This is a genomic window from Thiothrix eikelboomii, assembly GCF_900167255.1.
Taxonomy (GTDB): Bacteria; Pseudomonadota; Gammaproteobacteria; order Thiotrichales; family Thiotrichaceae; genus Thiolinea; species Thiolinea eikelboomii.
In genome coordinates, this window is the sequence record NZ_FUYB01000023.1 from 1 (window position 1) to 16400 (window position 16400).

General features: G+C 47.2%; 17 protein-coding genes. 12 read left to right on the forward strand and 5 right to left on the reverse strand.

All coding sequences use genetic code 11. The features are described 5' to 3' along the window. Positions 1 to 987: RNA-guided endonuclease TnpB family protein (locus tag B5D50_RS17040; RefSeq protein WP_143594405.1), on the reverse strand; the 987-nt coding region annotated here is incomplete at its 3' end. After that, positions 988 to 1173: a type II toxin -antitoxin system TacA 1-like antitoxin gene (locus B5D50_RS17045; protein WP_159448667.1), complete on the reverse strand. Its 186-nt coding sequence runs from the start codon at positions 1171 to 1173 to the stop codon at positions 988 to 990. A 348-nt stretch (positions 1174 to 1521) separates the two neighbouring features. Between B5D50_RS17045 and B5D50_RS17050 the strand changes: the two genes are divergently transcribed. Both B5D50_RS17050 and B5D50_RS17055 read left to right on the forward strand, forming a co-directional pair. Continuing rightward, complete coding sequence (locus B5D50_RS17050; protein WP_078923866.1) at positions 1522 to 2073, forward strand: chorismate--pyruvate lyase family protein; 552 nt, start codon at positions 1522 to 1524, stop codon at positions 2071 to 2073. Further along, positions 2063 to 2731: a class II aldolase/adducin family protein gene (locus B5D50_RS17055; protein ID WP_200807127.1), complete on the forward strand. Its 669-nt coding sequence runs from the start codon at positions 2063 to 2065 to the stop codon at positions 2729 to 2731. Before B5D50_RS17050 ends, B5D50_RS17055 begins: the two co-directional genes overlap by 11 nt. Before the next feature lie 200 nt (positions 2732 to 2931). Here the strand turns inward: B5D50_RS17055 and B5D50_RS17060 are convergent, their stop codons facing one another. Both B5D50_RS17060 and B5D50_RS17065 read right to left on the reverse strand, forming a co-directional pair. Then, positions 2932 to 3819 carry an Rpn family recombination-promoting nuclease/putative transposase gene (locus tag B5D50_RS17060; protein WP_078923867.1) on the reverse strand — a complete coding sequence of 296 codons (888 nt, stop codon included), beginning with the start codon at positions 3817 to 3819 and terminating at the stop codon, positions 2932 to 2934. A 76-nt stretch (positions 3820 to 3895) separates the two neighbouring features. After that, on the reverse strand, positions 3896 to 4702 hold the full coding sequence (locus B5D50_RS17065; RefSeq protein WP_078923868.1) for an alpha/beta hydrolase: 807 nt from the start codon (positions 4700 to 4702) through the stop codon (positions 3896 to 3898). Positions 4703 to 4881: 179 nt separating this feature from the next. On the opposite strand from B5D50_RS17065, the gene B5D50_RS17070 reads away from it, so the two are divergent. The 8 genes from B5D50_RS17070 to B5D50_RS17105 are packed head-to-tail and all read left to right on the forward strand — an operon-like array spanning position 4882 to position 14438. Beyond that, entirely contained in the window at positions 4882 to 7167 is a 2286-nt protein-coding gene (locus B5D50_RS17070; RefSeq protein WP_078923869.1) for a bifunctional salicylyl-CoA 5-hydroxylase/oxidoreductase, read from the forward strand. Beyond that, a complete protein-coding gene (locus B5D50_RS17075) occupies positions 7164 to 7919 on the forward strand; it encodes an SDR family NAD(P)-dependent oxidoreductase (protein WP_078923870.1) in 756 nt (251 codons plus the stop codon). Before B5D50_RS17070 ends, B5D50_RS17075 begins: the two co-directional genes overlap by 4 nt. Next, positions 7916 to 8386, forward strand: coding sequence for a MarR family winged helix-turn-helix transcriptional regulator (locus B5D50_RS17080; RefSeq protein ID WP_078923871.1), 471 nt, complete (start codon positions 7916 to 7918; stop codon positions 8384 to 8386). Before B5D50_RS17075 ends, B5D50_RS17080 begins: the two co-directional genes overlap by 4 nt. Next, positions 8364 to 9176 (forward strand): enoyl-CoA hydratase family protein, encoded by an 813-nt coding sequence (locus B5D50_RS17085; protein ID WP_078923872.1) that lies wholly within the window; start codon positions 8364 to 8366, stop codon positions 9174 to 9176. Before B5D50_RS17080 ends, B5D50_RS17085 begins: the two co-directional genes overlap by 23 nt. After that, on the forward strand, positions 9177 to 10343 hold the full coding sequence (locus tag B5D50_RS17090) for an acyl-CoA dehydrogenase family protein (protein ID WP_078923873.1): 1167 nt from the start codon (positions 9177 to 9179) through the stop codon (positions 10341 to 10343). Further along, positions 10343 to 13162, forward strand: a complete 2820-nt coding sequence (gene kynU, locus B5D50_RS20390) for a kynureninase (RefSeq protein WP_159448668.1) — start codon at positions 10343 to 10345, stop codon at positions 13160 to 13162. Before B5D50_RS17090 ends, kynU begins: the two co-directional genes overlap by 1 nt. After that, positions 13159 to 13992 (forward strand): tryptophan 2,3-dioxygenase, encoded by an 834-nt coding sequence (kynA, locus tag B5D50_RS17100; RefSeq protein WP_078923874.1) that lies wholly within the window; start codon positions 13159 to 13161, stop codon positions 13990 to 13992. The genes kynU and kynA overlap by 4 nt, the downstream gene beginning before the upstream one ends. Before the next feature lie 17 nt (positions 13993 to 14009). Next, the gene (locus B5D50_RS17105; protein WP_200807129.1) at positions 14010 to 14438 is read left to right on the forward strand and encodes a RidA family protein; all 429 of its coding nucleotides are present in this window, start codon (positions 14010 to 14012) and stop codon (positions 14436 to 14438) included. A gap of 38 nt (positions 14439 to 14476) precedes the next feature. Here B5D50_RS17105 and B5D50_RS17110 read toward each other — a convergent pair whose 3' ends face one another. Continuing rightward, the gene (locus B5D50_RS17110) at positions 14477 to 14869 is read right to left on the reverse strand and encodes a hypothetical protein (protein ID WP_234975919.1); all 393 of its coding nucleotides are present in this window, start codon (positions 14867 to 14869) and stop codon (positions 14477 to 14479) included. Between the two features lie 202 nt (positions 14870 to 15071). Between B5D50_RS17110 and B5D50_RS17115 the strand changes: the two genes are divergently transcribed. Next, positions 15072 to 15635 (forward strand): N-acyl amino acid synthase FeeM domain-containing protein, encoded by a 564-nt coding sequence (locus tag B5D50_RS17115; RefSeq protein ID WP_078923876.1) that lies wholly within the window; start codon positions 15072 to 15074, stop codon positions 15633 to 15635. Positions 15636 to 15660: 25 nt separating this feature from the next. Next, positions 15661 to 16347 carry a class I SAM-dependent methyltransferase gene (locus B5D50_RS17120; RefSeq protein WP_078923877.1) on the forward strand — a complete coding sequence of 229 codons (687 nt, stop codon included), beginning with the start codon at positions 15661 to 15663 and terminating at the stop codon, positions 16345 to 16347. Positions 16348 to 16400 lie beyond the last annotated feature (53 nt).

Consider the following 16400-nt stretch of genomic DNA (forward strand, 5'->3'; position numbering starts at 1 on the left):
ATCGAGTTTGAAACCACAGCAGGAACAGGTTTTAGAACTGGGCTTCCATTGGTCAATCTGAACCACGGTGCGCCCATACCAAGCGGCTTTGTAGTTCAGTTGTCGTGCGAGTTCGCCCCAGTTGCTATCACTGATGGCTTTAGCCAATTTAGGATTCTTCACCCTATTCTTAACCCTTAACGTTTCCATACGGATCACTTGGTTTTCGTGAATCAGTTGTGACGTTAATTGGTGGGTGAAATCACGGCGTGAATCGGCTATTTTGGCGTGAATTTTGGCTACTTTTAACTTGGCTTTTAAGCGGTTTTGACTGCCTAGTTTTTTCTTAGCTAAAGCGCGTTGGGCTTTAGCGAGTTTAGCTTCATAGCGTTTTGTATATCTCGGATTGCCCGACTCCCAACTTGCATCATCGGTGATGAGTGAAGCAATGCCTAGATCAATGCCTGTCGTTTTCGGTGAAATGGGTAATCGCTTCACTTCACACTCACAGAGGCAGGATACAAAGTAGCGACCCGCTGCATCCTTAGATACGGTAAGACTGCTCGGTGCAGAGGGTAACGGACGTGACCAACGAATGTTTAAAGGCTGCTTTTGTTTGGCTAGATAGAGCTTGCCGTCTTGGTACTGAAAAGCCGACACGGTGAAGCTAGCCGATTGGCGACTGTGCTTTTTCTTGAAGTTGGGGAACTTTGCAGTGCCTTTAAAGAAGTTTAGAAACGCGGTGTCTAAATGGCGTAAGGCTTGCTGCAAAGGAACGCTAGACACCTCTTTCAACCAATCATGCGTCCCTGCTTTCTTTAAGGCGGTGAGCTTAGCGGACAAGGCCACATAGTTGATCTGGGTCTTATCGGTTTCGTAAGCCGTTTTCTTTAAAGCTAATGCCCAATTGTAGATGAACCGCGCACAACCAAAGGTCTGAGCCAACGGCTGTACTTGCTCAGCCGTTGGATAGAATCGGTAGTGGTAGGCGCGTTTCACTAAGGGCATTTAGTCGGCTGCCTCTGGTTTGCTTTGATCGAGTAGCTGTGGGTGCTGTTGAGAAATATGCTGCTTTAACGCATTAATCACAAAGCTTGTGACGGTTCTAGATTCAAGGTTTGCAGCTTCTTGTAGCAAGTTTTTTAAACTTTCTTCAATTCTAATGTTTAAACGAACTTCTTTATCAGAATCCATTTTGTTATCCCAATGTATTGGCATTACTATCCTATGGGTCTAATATTAACCCATTGGGATAACATTGACAACCCAAAAACAAGTCTTTTGATCTTTGTGACCCAGTGTCGACGCAAGGTTTTCACCCAAGCTATTCTGGATGAGATGCGTTTAGTCTTTGTCGGCAATATATTAAGCAACAGGACACACCGCATTAATCGGCTATCGCCGATCCGCCTTGTATCCCCGTACTGAAGTACGGGGTTTTACGGCGCGGAGGATAAACCGCCTAGCCGTTTTCGAGTATTGGCAGGTTGATATGCTTGCAGGCAGAATACACGCCTATCCGTTCCGAGCCTTAAACCAACCATGAAAGACCTCTTCACTGCGACTTGGCAAACGATGCCCCCTCAAACAGCCACTTGGCAAACACCTTGGCTGCTTGCAATCGGTTCACTCACGCAGCGCTTGCAACAAGTGTGTCATCATGAATTTAAGGTTCAAGTACTCAAGCATGAGTTTATTTCTGCACCTATTTTTATGAGTGAGGATTTAGTCATGCCGCCACAAGCTCGAGTGTTGCAGCGCGAAGTTCTGCTCTGTGATGGCGATAAACCACTGGTTTTCGCCTGCTCACTGTTGCCCGAAGCGGCTTTACACGGGCGCTATCAAGAACTACGAACCTTAGGTAGCCGCCCACTCGGCCATTGGATTTTTTCTGAGCCAGTTTTAAAGCGCCAAACCATGCTATTTGCAGACTTGCCCAGTTCTTTGGATTTATTTCAGAACTTACCAACACCCACCGTAAGTTCACTGTTAGGACGGAAAACTTTATTTATCGGGGCAGCTCATCCTTTTTTGGTCAGTGAATTTTTCCTTCCCAATTTACAAGCACGCTCTGGAGGACAAGATGGAGCTTGAAGAATACCAATTGCGCCAAGCGATTATTGACCAATGCTTATGGATGAATGCACAGGGTTTGAATCAGGGCAGCGCAGGGAATATTTCGGCACGCTACAAAAACCAGTTGCTTATCACGCCAACCGCAATGGCTTATACAGCGATGCGCCCTGAGATGCTCGCAGCCATCCCTTTGGATGGCCTGAGTCCGGGTGAGTGGCAAGGCTCGTATCAACCCTCGAGCGAATGGCGCTTTCATTATGATTTGATGCGCTCTCGCCCTGAAATCGGCGCTATCGTCCACACCCATTCGACGTATGCCACCAGCTTAGCGATTACCCGCCGCTCGATTCCTGCCGTCCATTATATGATTGCTTTGTTTGGTGGGAATACTGTGCGCTGTGCAGAATACGCTACTTATGGCACCCAAGCCCTCTCTGATCAAATACTTAAAGCGATGGAAGGCCGCAAAGCTTGCTTACTCGCCAATCACGGGATGTTGGTTGCAGGTGAAACCCTGCCTAAAGCGATGTGGCTAGCAACCGAATTAGAAACACTCGCGCAGCAGTATTATCACGCCTTGCAATTGGGCGATGCAGTAATTTTAACGGAGGAACAAATGGCGGAGGTGCATGCGAAATTAGCCAATTATGGCCTTGGTCAAGCTGAAGGAAACTAACTTAGCTAAAGCACTGGCTAAACGGGTATAAATATTCCCAGCTAAACGGGCATGACGAAACCTACCACCTGCCATCGTCAAGGCTTGGCCTGCATCATACTTATGCTTTAATTCACCTTGATTTTCTAAACTAAGCTAATCTGCGCGGCTTAATTGAACGCTGGGTTTTAACATGCATTTCCTCTTTAAGTTTAGAAGGTCTAAAACAACATACTCTTGACTTCAGCTTCTGTGCGCCCTATCACAGAGGCAATCGTTTTTAAATCCAAGCCATTAGCGTGCATTCCCTGAACCATTTTTACAATGGCTCTTTGTTCGCCTTCTGCTCGGCCTTTCACTATTCCAATCTGTTCTCCCGCCTCTAAACCTTCAACCCAACCTTCTTGATGTGCCGTATCATAGGAGTTTTTTAAATCACGATAATACTTGATACTATCCTCATAAGCCTTGCGCTCTTCAGGGCTAAATTGAGCAAGTTGGGCAATCGCAAAAGTGCGCTGAAATATATCTTCATGCAGCACTTCGGGCATCGTGTCTAGTTCATGTAAGTGCTTGAACACATACAGCCATTTATCTTGTAGAGTTTTTAATTGCTCAGCACTTTTACAAAAACGTGGTAAAACTAAGTAGATAAAATTTAGCTTTTCATAGAATACACGATTTAATTGATCTTTGAGTTGAGCATGATAGATCACTTCCTGTTGTTCATCGTCCATCATGAAGTCAAGAATACCGATGGTATAAACCGCCTCCAGCTTATGATCCCAATCGCCTCGTTGGGCCTGCTCCTGAATTGCAAAGGTTGAGTAATAAATACTGCGATCTTTGAAAAACAGTTGTTTCACTTTTTGCAGCTCCACGATGAAGCGCTCACCTGTATTACTAATGCAATTCAGATCAAAAATCGCTTTACGATCCATTTGGCTAATGCATTGATATTCGTTTTTGGTGTATTGCAACTCAGCGATTTGATGACGTTCAGGCAATAAAGTATTGAGGAAACTGATCAGCAAGTCTTTATGTGGCTCTTCACCAAATAACTTTTTGAAACCAAAATCGGTTAAGGGATTGAGGTAAACGGATTGCATACCAACTGTCCTATAAGGGCTTGTATGGCTCTAAGTTTAGCATGAAACTTCCGTCAGCTTTGATGTGCTGTTTAAGCTATGAACTCAACCAAGCACTCACCAAGCCCGAGTCTGCATCCACCAAATCCGCCACTACATCAAAATGATGCCGCCCGATTTGACGATGCGCACGAATATCAATCCCAAACCCAGTCCAAATATTTGCGAGCAAATCATTCTGCCGCAAAAACTCTGGGCGCTCTAACGCACCTACCCAGCAAGTCACCGGAATACTTGGCAAGGGTCGCTGTAACGCTGCACTTTCTTGTACTGCCGTTTCAGCCGTTAACTGCCATTTAGCATTCATAGCAGTACGCATTAAAGGGCGTAAATCATGCAAGCCACTGATTGAAACAACACTGTTAATCCGTGCTTGTATCGCTGTAGGTAAAGTCGAATCCATACAGATCATGCGCGTCACTAACTGCCCACCCGCCGAATGCCCTGCTAAGTGAATCGGCCCACTGACTAATTGAGCAGCTTGGGTAATCGCTTGCGTGATCTTTTGAGTAATTTCTGGAATAGAAACTTGAGGGGCAAGCGGGTAACTCGGTAAGGCAACCGCATAGTCTTGAGCCACGGCACCTGCTGCTAAATGCGACCACGAAGCTTTATCAAAGGCGAGCCAATAGCCACCATGTACGAAGACCGCCAACCCTTTTGGTCTACCTTCAGGATAAAATAAATCAAAGCGCTCACGCTCCCCTGCACCATAGGCAAGATCTAATTCGGCACGCGCTGTTGAGCGAAATTGTGCAGCAGCGTCTGCCCAAAATGCTGGATAGCTTGCTGCGTGCTCAATATAAGCTCCATTGCTATAAGCATCGTCCCAGTCTGTGATCATTTTGCGTCTCCCCACGGTCAGCGTTGCTCTTGAAACTCTGGTTCAAACTCTATAGTTAGGCAGCTGATGAGCTTGAGTCAAGCCTCTAAAATTATTTTATATTTAAAATATTTAAACTTGAAATTTTTACCAACCAGTGCCATGCTTATCAATATCAACCTGGAGGAGAGCTTGGAGCTATGAAAATTCTGGTTCTTGGTGGTGGCCCATCCGGCTTATATTTTGCCATTAGTATGAAGCTTCGGGATACCTCTCATGATATTACCATCATCGAACGGAATAAGTCCGATGATACCTTCGGTTGGGGGGTCGTACTCTCGGATGAGACTCTCGATAATCTACGTGCCAATGATCCAGTCAGCGAAGCAGTCATCCGCTCACACTTCGCCTATTGGGATGATGTAGCGGTTTATCAGGCTGGGGTCAGGACCGTTTCTTCAGGACACGGTTTTTGTGGGATCGGACGCAAGCAATTCCTGTTAGACCTACAAGCACGCGCCCTGCAGCTTGGCGTTCAATTTAAGTTTTCCACCGAAGCTGAAAGCGCGGACCATTACATCCATGAGTATGATCTGGTCGTCGCTGCCGATGGTTTAAACTCCAAGACGCGCACCGTACTAGCAGAACACTTCAAGCCGAATATTGATCTGCGTTTATGTAAATTCGTTTGGCTGGGTACGCATCAGAAATTTGACGATGCTTTCACTTTCATTTTCGAGCACACTGAACACGGCTGGGTTTGGGCGCATGCTTATCAGTTTGATGCCGACACTGCCACCTTCATTGTCGAATGTAGAGAAGAGACTTGGAACAAATTCGGCTTTGGGGATATGACCCAAGACGAAAGTATTGCCACTTGCGAAGGTATCTTTAAAAACTATCTAGGCGGCCATCACTTAATCAGCAATGCGCGTCATCTACGCGGCTCTGCGTGGTTAAACTTCCCTCGAGTTCTGTGTGAGCAATGGTATTATAAAAATATTGTACTGCTGGGTGATGCCTCCGCCACTGCACACTTTTCGATTGGCTCAGGCAGTAAATTGGGGATTGAATCCGCGATTGCTTTAGCCAAGCTCTTACACAGCGAAAATCAGATGGAATCAGCCTTCGCACGCTATCAAGCAGAGCGCCGCTTAGAAGTATTACGTTTACAATCCGCTGCACGTAATTCGATGGAATGGTTTGAGCAAGTCGAACGCTATCTGGATCTTGATCCCGTGCAGTTCAACTATTCCTTGTTGACTCGCTCACAGCGGATTAGCCATGAAAACTTGCGCCTACGTGACCCTAAATGGGTGGAAACTGCTGAGCGGTGGTTTCAAGCACAAGCTGGCAACCCCGGTTCAAAACGTGCCCCAATGTTTGCACCCTTCCAATTGCGCGAGATGAAACTCAAAAATCGCATCGTGGTTTCACCAATGGCGCAATATAAAGCCGTTGATGGCTGCCCGACTGATTGGCATTTGGTGCATTATGCCGAACGGGCTAAAGGGGGTGCGGGTTTGGTCTACACTGAAATGACCTGCGTTAGCCCGACCGGACGCATCACCCTCGGTTGCCCTGGTCTATATGCGCCTGAACATGAAGCCGCATGGAAACGTTTAGTGGATTTTGTGCATCAAGAAACCGAGGCGAAAATCTGTTGCCAGATTGGTCATTCGGGGCGTAAAGGCTCAACTCAATTGGGCTGGGAAAAGATTGATGCACCTTTAGAGGCTGGCAATTGGCCGCTGATTTCCGCTTCTGCCATTCCTTTAACGCCTGAAAACCAAGTTCCTAAAGCGATGGATCGAGCCGATATGGACGCAGTGCGTGCTCAATTTGTAGCAGCCACACAAATGGCTGAGCGGGCGGGCTTTGACATGATCGAACTTCATGCTGCACATGGTTATCTGATCTCCTCCTTTATCTCACCGCTGACCAATACCCGTACTGATGAATATGGGGGTAGCTTAGAAAATCGCATGCGCTATCCACTCGAAGTGTTTAAAGCGATGCGTGCCGTGTGGCCGGAAAACAAGCCGATGTCAGTACGGATTTCTGCGCATGATTGGGTAGGTGAAGCAGGCATTACCCCTGAAGCTGCTGTCGAAATCGCTTGGATCTTCCATGCAGCGGGGGCTGACATTATTGACGTTTCTGCCGGACAAGTCACGAAAGCGGAACAACCCGTTTATGGGCGTATGTTTCAAACCCCTTTCTCAGACTGGATTCGCAATGACACTGGCATTAAAACCATGACGGTGGGCAATATCTACGAACCGGATCATGTGAACTCAATTTTGATGGCAGGTCGAGCCGATTTAGTCTGTTTAGCGCGCCCGCATTTAGCCGACCCGTATTGGACGCTACATGCTGCGATGCAAATCAATGACAGCGAAGCAACATGGCCCGCTCCCTATCGTGGTGGACGTGATCAGTTATTCCGTTTAAAAGATCGCGCTAAGGACAACTTGCCGGCATGAGTACACTAAGCTTAGCGGGTAAACGGGTTTTGATTACAGGCGGTGGCTCTGGCGTAGGGGCCAATATGGCTTTAGCCTTTGCTCAAGCCGGAGCGGAGGTCATTATTGCTGGGCGACGGATGGAGGCCTTAGAGCAAGTGGCTGCCCAACATAGTGCTATCCGTGGGATTGCTGCGGATGTGACTCATGAAGCCAGCGTCCAAGCCTTATTTGCTCAAGCAGGGGCCATAGATATTGTAATTGCCAATGCAGGGGCGGCTGAGTCTGCGCCTTTCACTAAAACATCTTTAGCGACTTGGCAAATGCTGTTAGCGGTCAATCTGACGGGTGTGTTTTTAACTCTACGGGAGGGCTTGCGGCAAATGCAAGCGCGCTCTTGGGGACGATTGATTGTGGTTGCTTCCACCGCTGGCTTAAAAGGGTATGCGTATGTAGCACCCTATACTGCCGCTAAGCACGGCGCCATTGGCTTAGTCCGCGCCTTAGCTTTGGAAGTTGCCACTCAAGGAATTACTGTGAATGCACTTTGCCCCGGTTTTCTGGAAACAGAAATGACCGAGCGTAGTCTTATGAATATCATGCAAAAGACGGGGCGTAGCCGTGATGCTGCACTGGCTGCCTTAACATCGACCAATCCACAACAGCGTTTAATTCAACCCGCTGAAGTCTCCCATGCTGCCTTATGGCTTTGTGCCGCTGGTTCAGAGGGTATTAATGGGCAAGCCCTAGCGATTGCCGGAGGTGAACTATGAATCAAGACGAGTCTAGCTCCAAGCAGCGTTTACGGCTGTGGCTATCCTTATTACGCACAACGCGCAGTACTGAAGCGGAGCTGCGCGAATTTCTGCGGGTTGAGCATGACACGACCCTACCGCGCTTTGATGTGATGGCAGCTTTATACCGCGTCCCTCAAGGACTCACCATGACTGAGCTTTCACGCTATTTGCTGGTCTCTAATGGCAATGTCACTACCGTGGTCGATCGACTCGTCCTTGATGGCATCGCCAAACGTGAGCAGCAAGCCAACGACCGGCGTAGTTTGCGAGTCTCTCTAACTGAGCAAGGTTCTGCGCAATTTACACAGATCGCGAGCGCGCATGAGGCCAAAGTCAATCAACTATTCGCTGACTTTAGCTCTGAAGATATTGAGGAGTTACTCCAACTATTAAAAGTACATGCCCACAAGGAGACCCCCCATGAAAAACATGGCCGCGCTTGAACCTCGTTATTTTCGTTGGCAGATGCAAGATCGAGTGGCTGTCATGCGCTTAGCTCGCCCTGAGCGTAAAAATCCACTCACCTTCGAAAGCTATGCTGAGCTACGCGATACCTTCCGTGCGCTGGCTTATGCGGATGATGTAGATGCTGTGGTATTTGCTTCGAATGGCGGTCATTTCTGTTCGGGTGGTGATGTGCATGAAATCATTGGTCCGCTGATACAAATGGACATGAAGGATTTATTAGCTTTTACACGCATGACGGGCGATTTAGTCAAAGCCATGCTGCATTGTGGCAAACCAATCATTGCTGCAGTGGAAGGAATTTGTGTGGGGGCAGGTGCAATTATTGCGATGGCTGCTGATTTGCGCTTGGGTACACCTGAAACTAAAACAGGCTTTCTATTTACACGGGTTGGTTTAGCGGGCTGTGATATGGGTGCTTGTGCCATTCTGCCCCGAATTATTGGCCAAGGGCGGGCGGCTGATTTGCTGTATACCGGACGGATGATGAGCGCGGAAGAAGGCTATCAATGGGGCTTTTTTAACTCACTGCATCCGGCCACTGAAGTGGAGACTCAAGCCCTACAATTAGCGCAAGGTATTGCGGCTGGCCCGACGTTTGCAAACAGCATGACCAAAAACCAACTCGCGCATGAGTGGAATATGTCGCCCGAACAAGCCATCGAAGCCGAAGCTCAAGCACAGGCTATCTGTATGCAAACTCAAGATTTTGAGCGGGCTTATCATGCCTTTGTGAATAAGAAAAAGCCCGTTTTTGAGGGTCATTAAATGGCAGATTCAAGCTTCTTAAATTGGCCGTTTTTTGAACCCAAACATCGTGAACTGGCTGCCCGCGTAGAGGCTTGGTGCCAACAACACTTACCAGCCGATCACCACAACACCGATAGGGCCTGCCAAGCTTTAGTGCAAAGTCTAGGTATTGCAGGTTTTTTAGAATACACGGGCGCTAAAACGGGCGAAAGCATGGATGTGCGCACGCTTTGCCTGATGCGTGAAACCCTTGCACGCTACGATGGCTTAGCGGATTTTGCTTTTGCCATGCAAGGTTTAGGCACAGGTGCGATTAGCCTATTTGGTACCCCCGAACAACAAGCATGGCTGGATAAAACTCGTCATGGCCAAGCGATAGCTGGCTTTGCTCTTACCGAACCCGCTTCTGGTTCGGATGTAGCGAGTATGACCACGACTGCCCATTGGGATGGCGAGCAATTTATTCTCAATGGTGAAAAAACTTATATTTCCAATGGTGGGATTGCCAATATTTATGTGGTATTTGCGCGCACTGAAAGCCCCGAGCAAGCAGCGGGTGCACGTGGAATTTCAGCCTTGATTCTTCCTGCTGATAGCACAGGTTTAGAAATCGTTGAACGGATTGAAACCCTTGCACCGCATCCCTTAGCACGCTTGCGCTTCAATCAGCTGCGTTTACCCGCCACGAGTTTGCTTGGCAAACGCGGAGAGGGTTTTAAGATTGCCATGTCTGTGCTGGATGTGTTCCGCTCTACCGTCGGTGCAGCTGCTTTAGGCTTTGCTCGGCGGGCTTTAGATGAAACCTTAGCACGTAGCCAACAGCGAGAATTATTTGGAGCACCCTTGTTTGATTTACAGATGGTGCAAGGGCATCTCGCCGATATGGCTTTGAATATTGATGCCGCCGCTTTATTGATTTATCGCGCGGCTTGGACGAAAGATCAAGGCGCTGCCCGTGTTACCCGTGAGGCGGCAATGGCTAAGCTCTTTGCCACCGAAACAGCCCAGCAAGTGATTGATATGGCGGTGCAATTACACGGCGGTGACGGCTTACGCAAAGGCGGAATTATCGAAAGCCTTTATCGAGAAATTCGCGCTTTGCGAATCTATGAAGGTGCATCGGACGTACAAAAAACCGTCATAGCTCGCCAAACATTGCTTAATTTTGAGCAAGGAGGATCGTGATGCTTGGACCCACAGGCCACCTAGACAGTTTCACCCGCGACCATTTGCCACCCGAAGACCAACAACCGATATTTTTGCTCGATCAGTTTCAATACCCGGAATATCTGAATGTAGGGGTAGAACTTACAGATAAGATGGTTGAACAAGGCTTTGGTGATCAGATTGCCTTGATTGGCAATGGTCGGCAACGCACTTATAAAGAACTGGCGGATTGGACGAATCGCCTCGCCCATGTCTTAATTGAAGACTTAGGTATCCAACCCGGCAATCGTATTCTGATCCGTTCTGCCAATAATCCAGCCCTCGTCGCTTGCTGGTTAGCTGCCACCAAAGCAGGTGCTGTGGTCGTGAATACCATGCCCATGCTACGTGCAGGTGAGCTAAAACAGATCGTTGATAAAGCACAGATTACTCATGCTCTGTGCGATACGCGCTTAATGGATGAACTCACCGAATGTGCCAAAAACAGTCACTATTTAAAATATGTCGTCGGCTTTGATGGTACCGCGAATCATGATGCTGAGCTGGATCGGGCGGCTTTAAGCAAACCGGTCAAATTCACCTCCGTGCAAACCGGGCGAGATGATGTTGCCTTGCTCGGTTTTACCTCAGGTACAACGGGTGAACCTAAAGCGACGATGCATTTCCACCGCGATTTGCTAATTATTGCGGATAGCTATGCCAAAGAAGTACTGGGTGTAACACCAGCAGATATTTTTGTTGGCTCTCCGCCACTAGCATTTACTTTTGGTTTGGGTGGCTTAGCGATTTTCCCCTTACGGTATGGGGCAACGGCTACATTGCTCGAAACCGCATCTCCGCCCAATATGATCGAGATTATTGAACGCTATAAGGCGACTATTTGCTTCACTTCACCCACGGCCTATCGGGCAATGATGCGGGCGATGGATGAAGGTGCGGATTTATCCTCTTTACGTTGTGCCGTTTCTGCTGGGGAAACTTTGCCAGCACCGGTATTTGCTGAATGGCAACGTAAAACCGGTAAACCCATTCTTGATGGGATTGGTTCAACTGAGCTGCTGCATATTTTTATCAGCAATCGTTTTGACTCGGCACAAGCAGGCTCAACCGGTTATCCAGTCTCTGGGTATGAAGCCAAAATTGTGGATCAGCATCTGCAGGAGCTAGCACGCGGTGAACCGGGGCATTTAGCAGTACGTGGCCCAACGGGTTGTCGCTACCTAGCTGATAAGCGCCAAGCCAATTATGTGAAGGCAGGTTGGAATATCACCGGTGACACCTTCATTCAAGATGAAAACGGCCTGTTCCATTTTGCAGCACGCAATGACGATATGATTATCTCTGCTGGCTATAATATTGCTGGCCCGGAAGTAGAAGCCGCCCTACTCGCACATCCGTATGTTGTTGAATGTGCGGTAGTTGGTGCGCCTGATCCAGAGCGTGGCTTTATTGTACAAGCGCATGTTGTCTTAGAGGCGCATCTGCCTCGTGATGCTACTACCATCAAAATCCTACAAGACCATGTGAAGCAGACCATCGCAGCTTATAAATACCCACGCTCCATTATCTTTACAGAGGCTTTACCAAAAACCGCTACTGGCAAGATTCAGCGCTTTAAATTACGCCCACCGACAGCGGCGACCACTACGGACTTTGTAAAAACTAAAACCTATTTCAAAATTCCAGCAGGGATAATTTATTTAGATGGCAACTCATTGGGACCTTTACCGATCAATGTGAGTGCACATTTAGATAAAGTCCTTGAGCAAGAATGGGGTGAGCAATTGATTCGCGGTTGGAATACCGCAGGTTGGTTTGAGCAACCGCGCCGAGTAGGTAATCGGATCGCTAAACTCTTAGGTGCAGCTGATAACACCATCGTAATGGGCGATACACTATCCATCAAGGTCTATCAAGCCTTAGCTGCTGCACTGGCACTCAATCCAGAACGCAAAATAGTTTTATCGGATAGTGGCAATTTCCCAACTGATTTATACATGGCAGAAGGTTTACTGAAATCGCTCGGTCAAGGCCATCTGCTCAAGACCCCTGAGCCTGAAACTGTCGAAGCCTTGATTGATGAGACGGTGGCAGTACTCATGCTCACTCATGTCGATTATCGCAGTGGGCGCATGCACGATATGCAGCGATTAACCGCAAAAGCGCATGAGCATGGTGTTATTACGATCTGGGATTTGGCCCATTCAGCAGGTGCAGTTCCGGTGAATTTAACCGAGGCAAAAGCTGATTTTGCTATTGGTTGTACTTATAAATATTTGAATGGCGGCCCTGGCTCACCGGCCTTTATTTATGTTGCCCCTCAACATGCTGATCTGGCGCTACCCGCTTTATCGGGTTGGATGGGGCATCTAGCACCTTTTGCCTTTGATCTTGGCTATCAGCCGGCGGCAGGCATTCAACGTATGCGGGTGGGTACACCACCTGTGCTGGCGCTCTCGGTTTTAGAAGCAGCCTTAGATGTCTGGGATGAAGTAACCTTGGCAGAAGTGCGTAGCCAGTCGATTCACTTGAGCGAGCTATTTATTCAATTAGTGGCAGCACACTGCCCGAGCCTACCGCTCGCTAGCCCACGTAATCCCCACGAACGCGGTTCACAAGTCTCGTTCCGCTGTGAACAAGGGTATGCCGTGATGCAAGCACTGATTGCTCATGGCGTTATCGGCGATTTCCGTGCACCCAATTTAATTCGCTTCGGTTTCACTCCTTTGTATATTGATGAAACTGAGGTGAAACAAGCCGTTAAGATCTTGGCCAAAGTGTTAAATGAACGCTTATGGGATCAACCCGCCTATCAACAAAAGGCAGCTGTGACATGAAGACTCCTTATGACCCAGCGCATGAAGGGGCGCAAATGACCTTCGATGGACGTATGTCCTATGGCGATTATTTACAGATCGACACCCTCTTAACGGCACAAAAACCACTGACTGCTAAGCATGATGAAATGCTATTTATTATTCAGCATCAAACTTCAGAGCTTTGGATGCGACTGGCGGTGCATGAGTTAGTGGCGGCTCGCCAAGCATTGCGGGAGGGGCGCTTGCCAAACGCTTTTAAAATGCTGGCGCGAGTGGCACGCATCTTTGAACAGCTAAATAATGCTTGGGATGTACTGCGCACTATGACACCCAGCGAATATACTCAATTTAGGCAGCAGCTTGGGCAAAGTTCAGGGTTTCAATCCCATCAATATCGACAGATCGAATATATTCTCGGCAATCGGAATGAAGCCATGCTCCGCCCCCATGCTCATCATCCCGAAATTTTACAGCTATTAGAAAATGAATTAGCTCAACCGAGTTTATATGATGAAGCTTTGCGCTTAGTGGCAGCAGATATTCCATTGCCACCCGCCGTACTAGCACGCGATTTGCGCCTGCCACATCAAGCTAATGAAGCGGTGATGCAAGCGTGGAAACTGGTTTATCAAAACCCTGAGCACTATTGGACCTTGTATGAATTGGCTGAAAAGCTGGTTGATTTCGAGGATTATTTCCGCCGTTGGCGTTTTAATCATGTCACCACTGTCGAGCGCATTATTGGCTTTAAACGCGGTACGGGGGGTACAGGCGGTGTGTCCTATTTGCGGCGCATGCTGGAAGTGGAACTCTTCCCTGAACTTTGGCATGTCCGTACTATTTTATAAGCAGCGTAAAGGTAAAAATGATGCATCCACCCCTTGAATCGCAAGCATCCCCTCATGATTTCTTGCATCCCAAACACTGGAAACCTGCGCTTGGTTATGCAAATGGCGTGGTGGCAAAAGGCCGCATGGTGTTTTTAGGGGGGCATATCGGTTGGAATGGCCAACAAGAATTTGAAACCGACAATTTTGTCGAGCAAATTGAGCAAACCCTAAAAAACATCGTTGAAGTGTTAAAAGAAGCCCAAGCTAAACCCGAGCATCTCGTGCGCTTAACTTGGTATATCACCGATAAGCGCGAATACTTGGCGAATTTACGTGAAATTGGCCGCGTCTATAAACGAGTGTTAGGCGCACATTTTCCTGCAATGGCGATGGTGCAAGTCGTGGCTTTAATTGAAGATCGAGCTAAAGTGGAGATTGAGGCGACGGCGGTATTGCCGGAGTGAGCACGAGCCAGAGTATCCCGCCTCGCACCCCTAGTTAATTATTTCACTGGACCACTTGCCGGAAAACCCACGGATACATCGTCAGACGGGCAGTTGGCTAATTTTGAGACATTTAAGAATGAACCTTCTGTATTACGCACGAAGGTATATGCCAAATCAACACCTTTGCCATTCACCTTCACCGCCCAATACTCTTGCTCTGCAACCGCTTGAATATCCTTAATCACCTGCTGAGGTTTAGAGTAGAAATCCTTATCACCACAAGGCTCACAAAACTCGACAATGGTTGCACCCGGTTTTAAAAACGCTAAGGCCTGCCCTGCTTGTTCAGGTGAAATCAGCTCACATTGATCACCCCAAACAGGGGTCGTCAACATACCGACGAATACCGCCAAAACCCAAGGCTTTGACTGCTTGACTTTTATGCTCATCACTTACTCCTCGCTTATCATCAATAGTTTAGAACTAAACCAACCTAAAGAGTTTAGCTGAAGCTGTTAAAAACACGCAGGGAATGCTTGACCGTTTGTCGTGTGTTTTTCTAGATGTGCTATAAAATCAAGCATAATAATTAGGCATGCAGTTGATTTACCAAGCGCTTGGATCGGTATAGGCTTAAGAGATCCAACCATAATGAACATAATAAACTATCAATACACTTGTATTTCACAACCTTTAAAAGTCGTGCACGAAGGCACGGATCTAGCAAAAATTTGGCAGCTAAGACAAAGTGAATATGGCAAATATTATCCCACGATGCACGATGCAGCGAATGATGCTTATGATGATTATTCCTGCATTTTATATAGTGAAGACGAAACCGGCGATATTACCAGTACGGGACGTTTAGTACTCGATAGCGAAAGGGGTTTACCTGCTGATGAAATCATACACGAGGAAATTAATTTACTGCGGAGACACCGTGGCCGAATAGCCGAACCTAGCCGTTTTGCGATTTCTAATTCAGCACGCGGTATTTTGCCCACTTATTTACGAACTTATTATCAACTAGCTCGCGAAAACTCGATTAACTCATTGATTTTTATAACAAGAGATAAAAATATTGGTTTTTATCGCCGAGCCTTAAGCGCTAATTTGATTCGCAAAGATGTCGGCTATCACTATGGCACTGATTATTGCTTCTCCCTGTTAGAATGGGAAATTAAAGCGAATGATCCTATTTATTCACCTGCCTAATTAGGCATAAAAATAAGGTTTGCTGATGAAAGCATTAGATAATAACGAAAAACAAAAATACCGCTACCCTGAATCAGACTGGAATAGCTATGCACGTTTATTTGCGGCAGTGACCACTTCAATGCAACTTGCAGTTTATCACGAGGCCTGCTTGCATTTAACCGGTAAGGTAGTAGACTGTGGTTGTGGTAGTGCGAAAATAGCCCCTTTTTTGGCTGATAATGAACAAGTTAGCCATTATACTGGGGTTGATTATTCAGCAGAAATGGTGACAGCTGCTGAGTGGGTCATTAGTACTTTAGAACGCGAACAGTTCAGTGTCCAACATTGTAAAATTGAAGATGCCAAGGGTCTCTATGATTCAGCAGTATCTATTCAAAGCTATTATTCTTGGCCTGAACCTTTAGTCACTTTAAAACATATTGCTGATCTGCTGGTGACAGGCGGACAGTTTGTGTTGGCTAGCCCTAACCCGAGCTTAAGTTTAGCTAAGCTGGCCAAAGATGCGCGTAAGGAATTAGTGGCTCACCCTGATTTTCAAGCCTTTCAAGACTATAACTTGCAGTTAGCGGCTAATCCCCAAGCTAATTTCATTAGCATGGATGATTTGATCAAGCAAACTCAGCAAGTCGGCTTTGAAGTTTTAGAATGTCATCAACAGCACTTCCAAGGTGGATTGAATTTTTTAGTACTGCGAAAAAAATACAGTTAAAGCAAAGTTAAATTAAAATCGCAAACCCATTGCGATATGTAGAGGTAGGAAAC

Bases quoted from the DNA above. Each gene is read 5' to 3' on its own strand.
- B5D50_RS17080 (WP_078923871.1), top strand. From the start codon at position 7,916: ATGAATCAAGACGAGTCTAGCTCCAAGCAGCGTTTACGGCTGTGGCTA.
- B5D50_RS17075 (WP_078923870.1), top strand. From the start codon at position 7,164: ATGAGTACACTAAGCTTAGCGGGTAAACGGGTTTTGATTACAGGCGGT.
- B5D50_RS17085 (WP_078923872.1), top strand. From the start codon at position 8,364: ATGAAAAACATGGCCGCGCTTGAACCTCGTTATTTTCGTTGGCAGATG.
- B5D50_RS17070 (WP_078923869.1), top strand. From the start codon at position 4,882: ATGAAAATTCTGGTTCTTGGTGGTGGCCCATCCGGCTTATATTTTGCC.
- B5D50_RS17055 (WP_200807127.1), top strand. From the start codon at position 2,063: ATGGAGCTTGAAGAATACCAATTGCGCCAAGCGATTATTGACCAATGC.
- B5D50_RS17065 (WP_078923868.1), bottom strand. From the start codon at position 4,702: ATGATCACAGACTGGGACGATGCTTATAGCAATGGAGCTTATATTGAG.
- B5D50_RS17050 (WP_078923866.1), top strand. From the start codon at position 1,522: ATGAAAGACCTCTTCACTGCGACTTGGCAAACGATGCCCCCTCAAACA.
- B5D50_RS17090 (WP_078923873.1), top strand. From the start codon at position 9,177: ATGGCAGATTCAAGCTTCTTAAATTGGCCGTTTTTTGAACCCAAACAT.
- B5D50_RS17105 (WP_200807129.1), top strand. From the start codon at position 14,010: ATGATGCATCCACCCCTTGAATCGCAAGCATCCCCTCATGATTTCTTG.
- kynA (WP_078923874.1), top strand. From the start codon at position 13,159: ATGAAGACTCCTTATGACCCAGCGCATGAAGGGGCGCAAATGACCTTC.
- B5D50_RS17120 (WP_078923877.1), top strand. From the start codon at position 15,661: ATGAAAGCATTAGATAATAACGAAAAACAAAAATACCGCTACCCTGAA.
- B5D50_RS17060 (WP_078923867.1), bottom strand. From the start codon at position 3,819: ATGCAATCCGTTTACCTCAATCCCTTAACCGATTTTGGTTTCAAAAAG.
- B5D50_RS17045 (WP_159448667.1), bottom strand. From the start codon at position 1,173: ATGGATTCTGATAAAGAAGTTCGTTTAAACATTAGAATTGAAGAAAGT.
- B5D50_RS17115 (WP_078923876.1), top strand. From the start codon at position 15,072: ATGAACATAATAAACTATCAATACACTTGTATTTCACAACCTTTAAAA.
- kynU (WP_159448668.1), top strand. From the start codon at position 10,343: ATGCTTGGACCCACAGGCCACCTAGACAGTTTCACCCGCGACCATTTG.
- B5D50_RS17110 (WP_234975919.1), bottom strand. From the start codon at position 14,869: ATGAGCATAAAAGTCAAGCAGTCAAAGCCTTGGGTTTTGGCGGTATTC.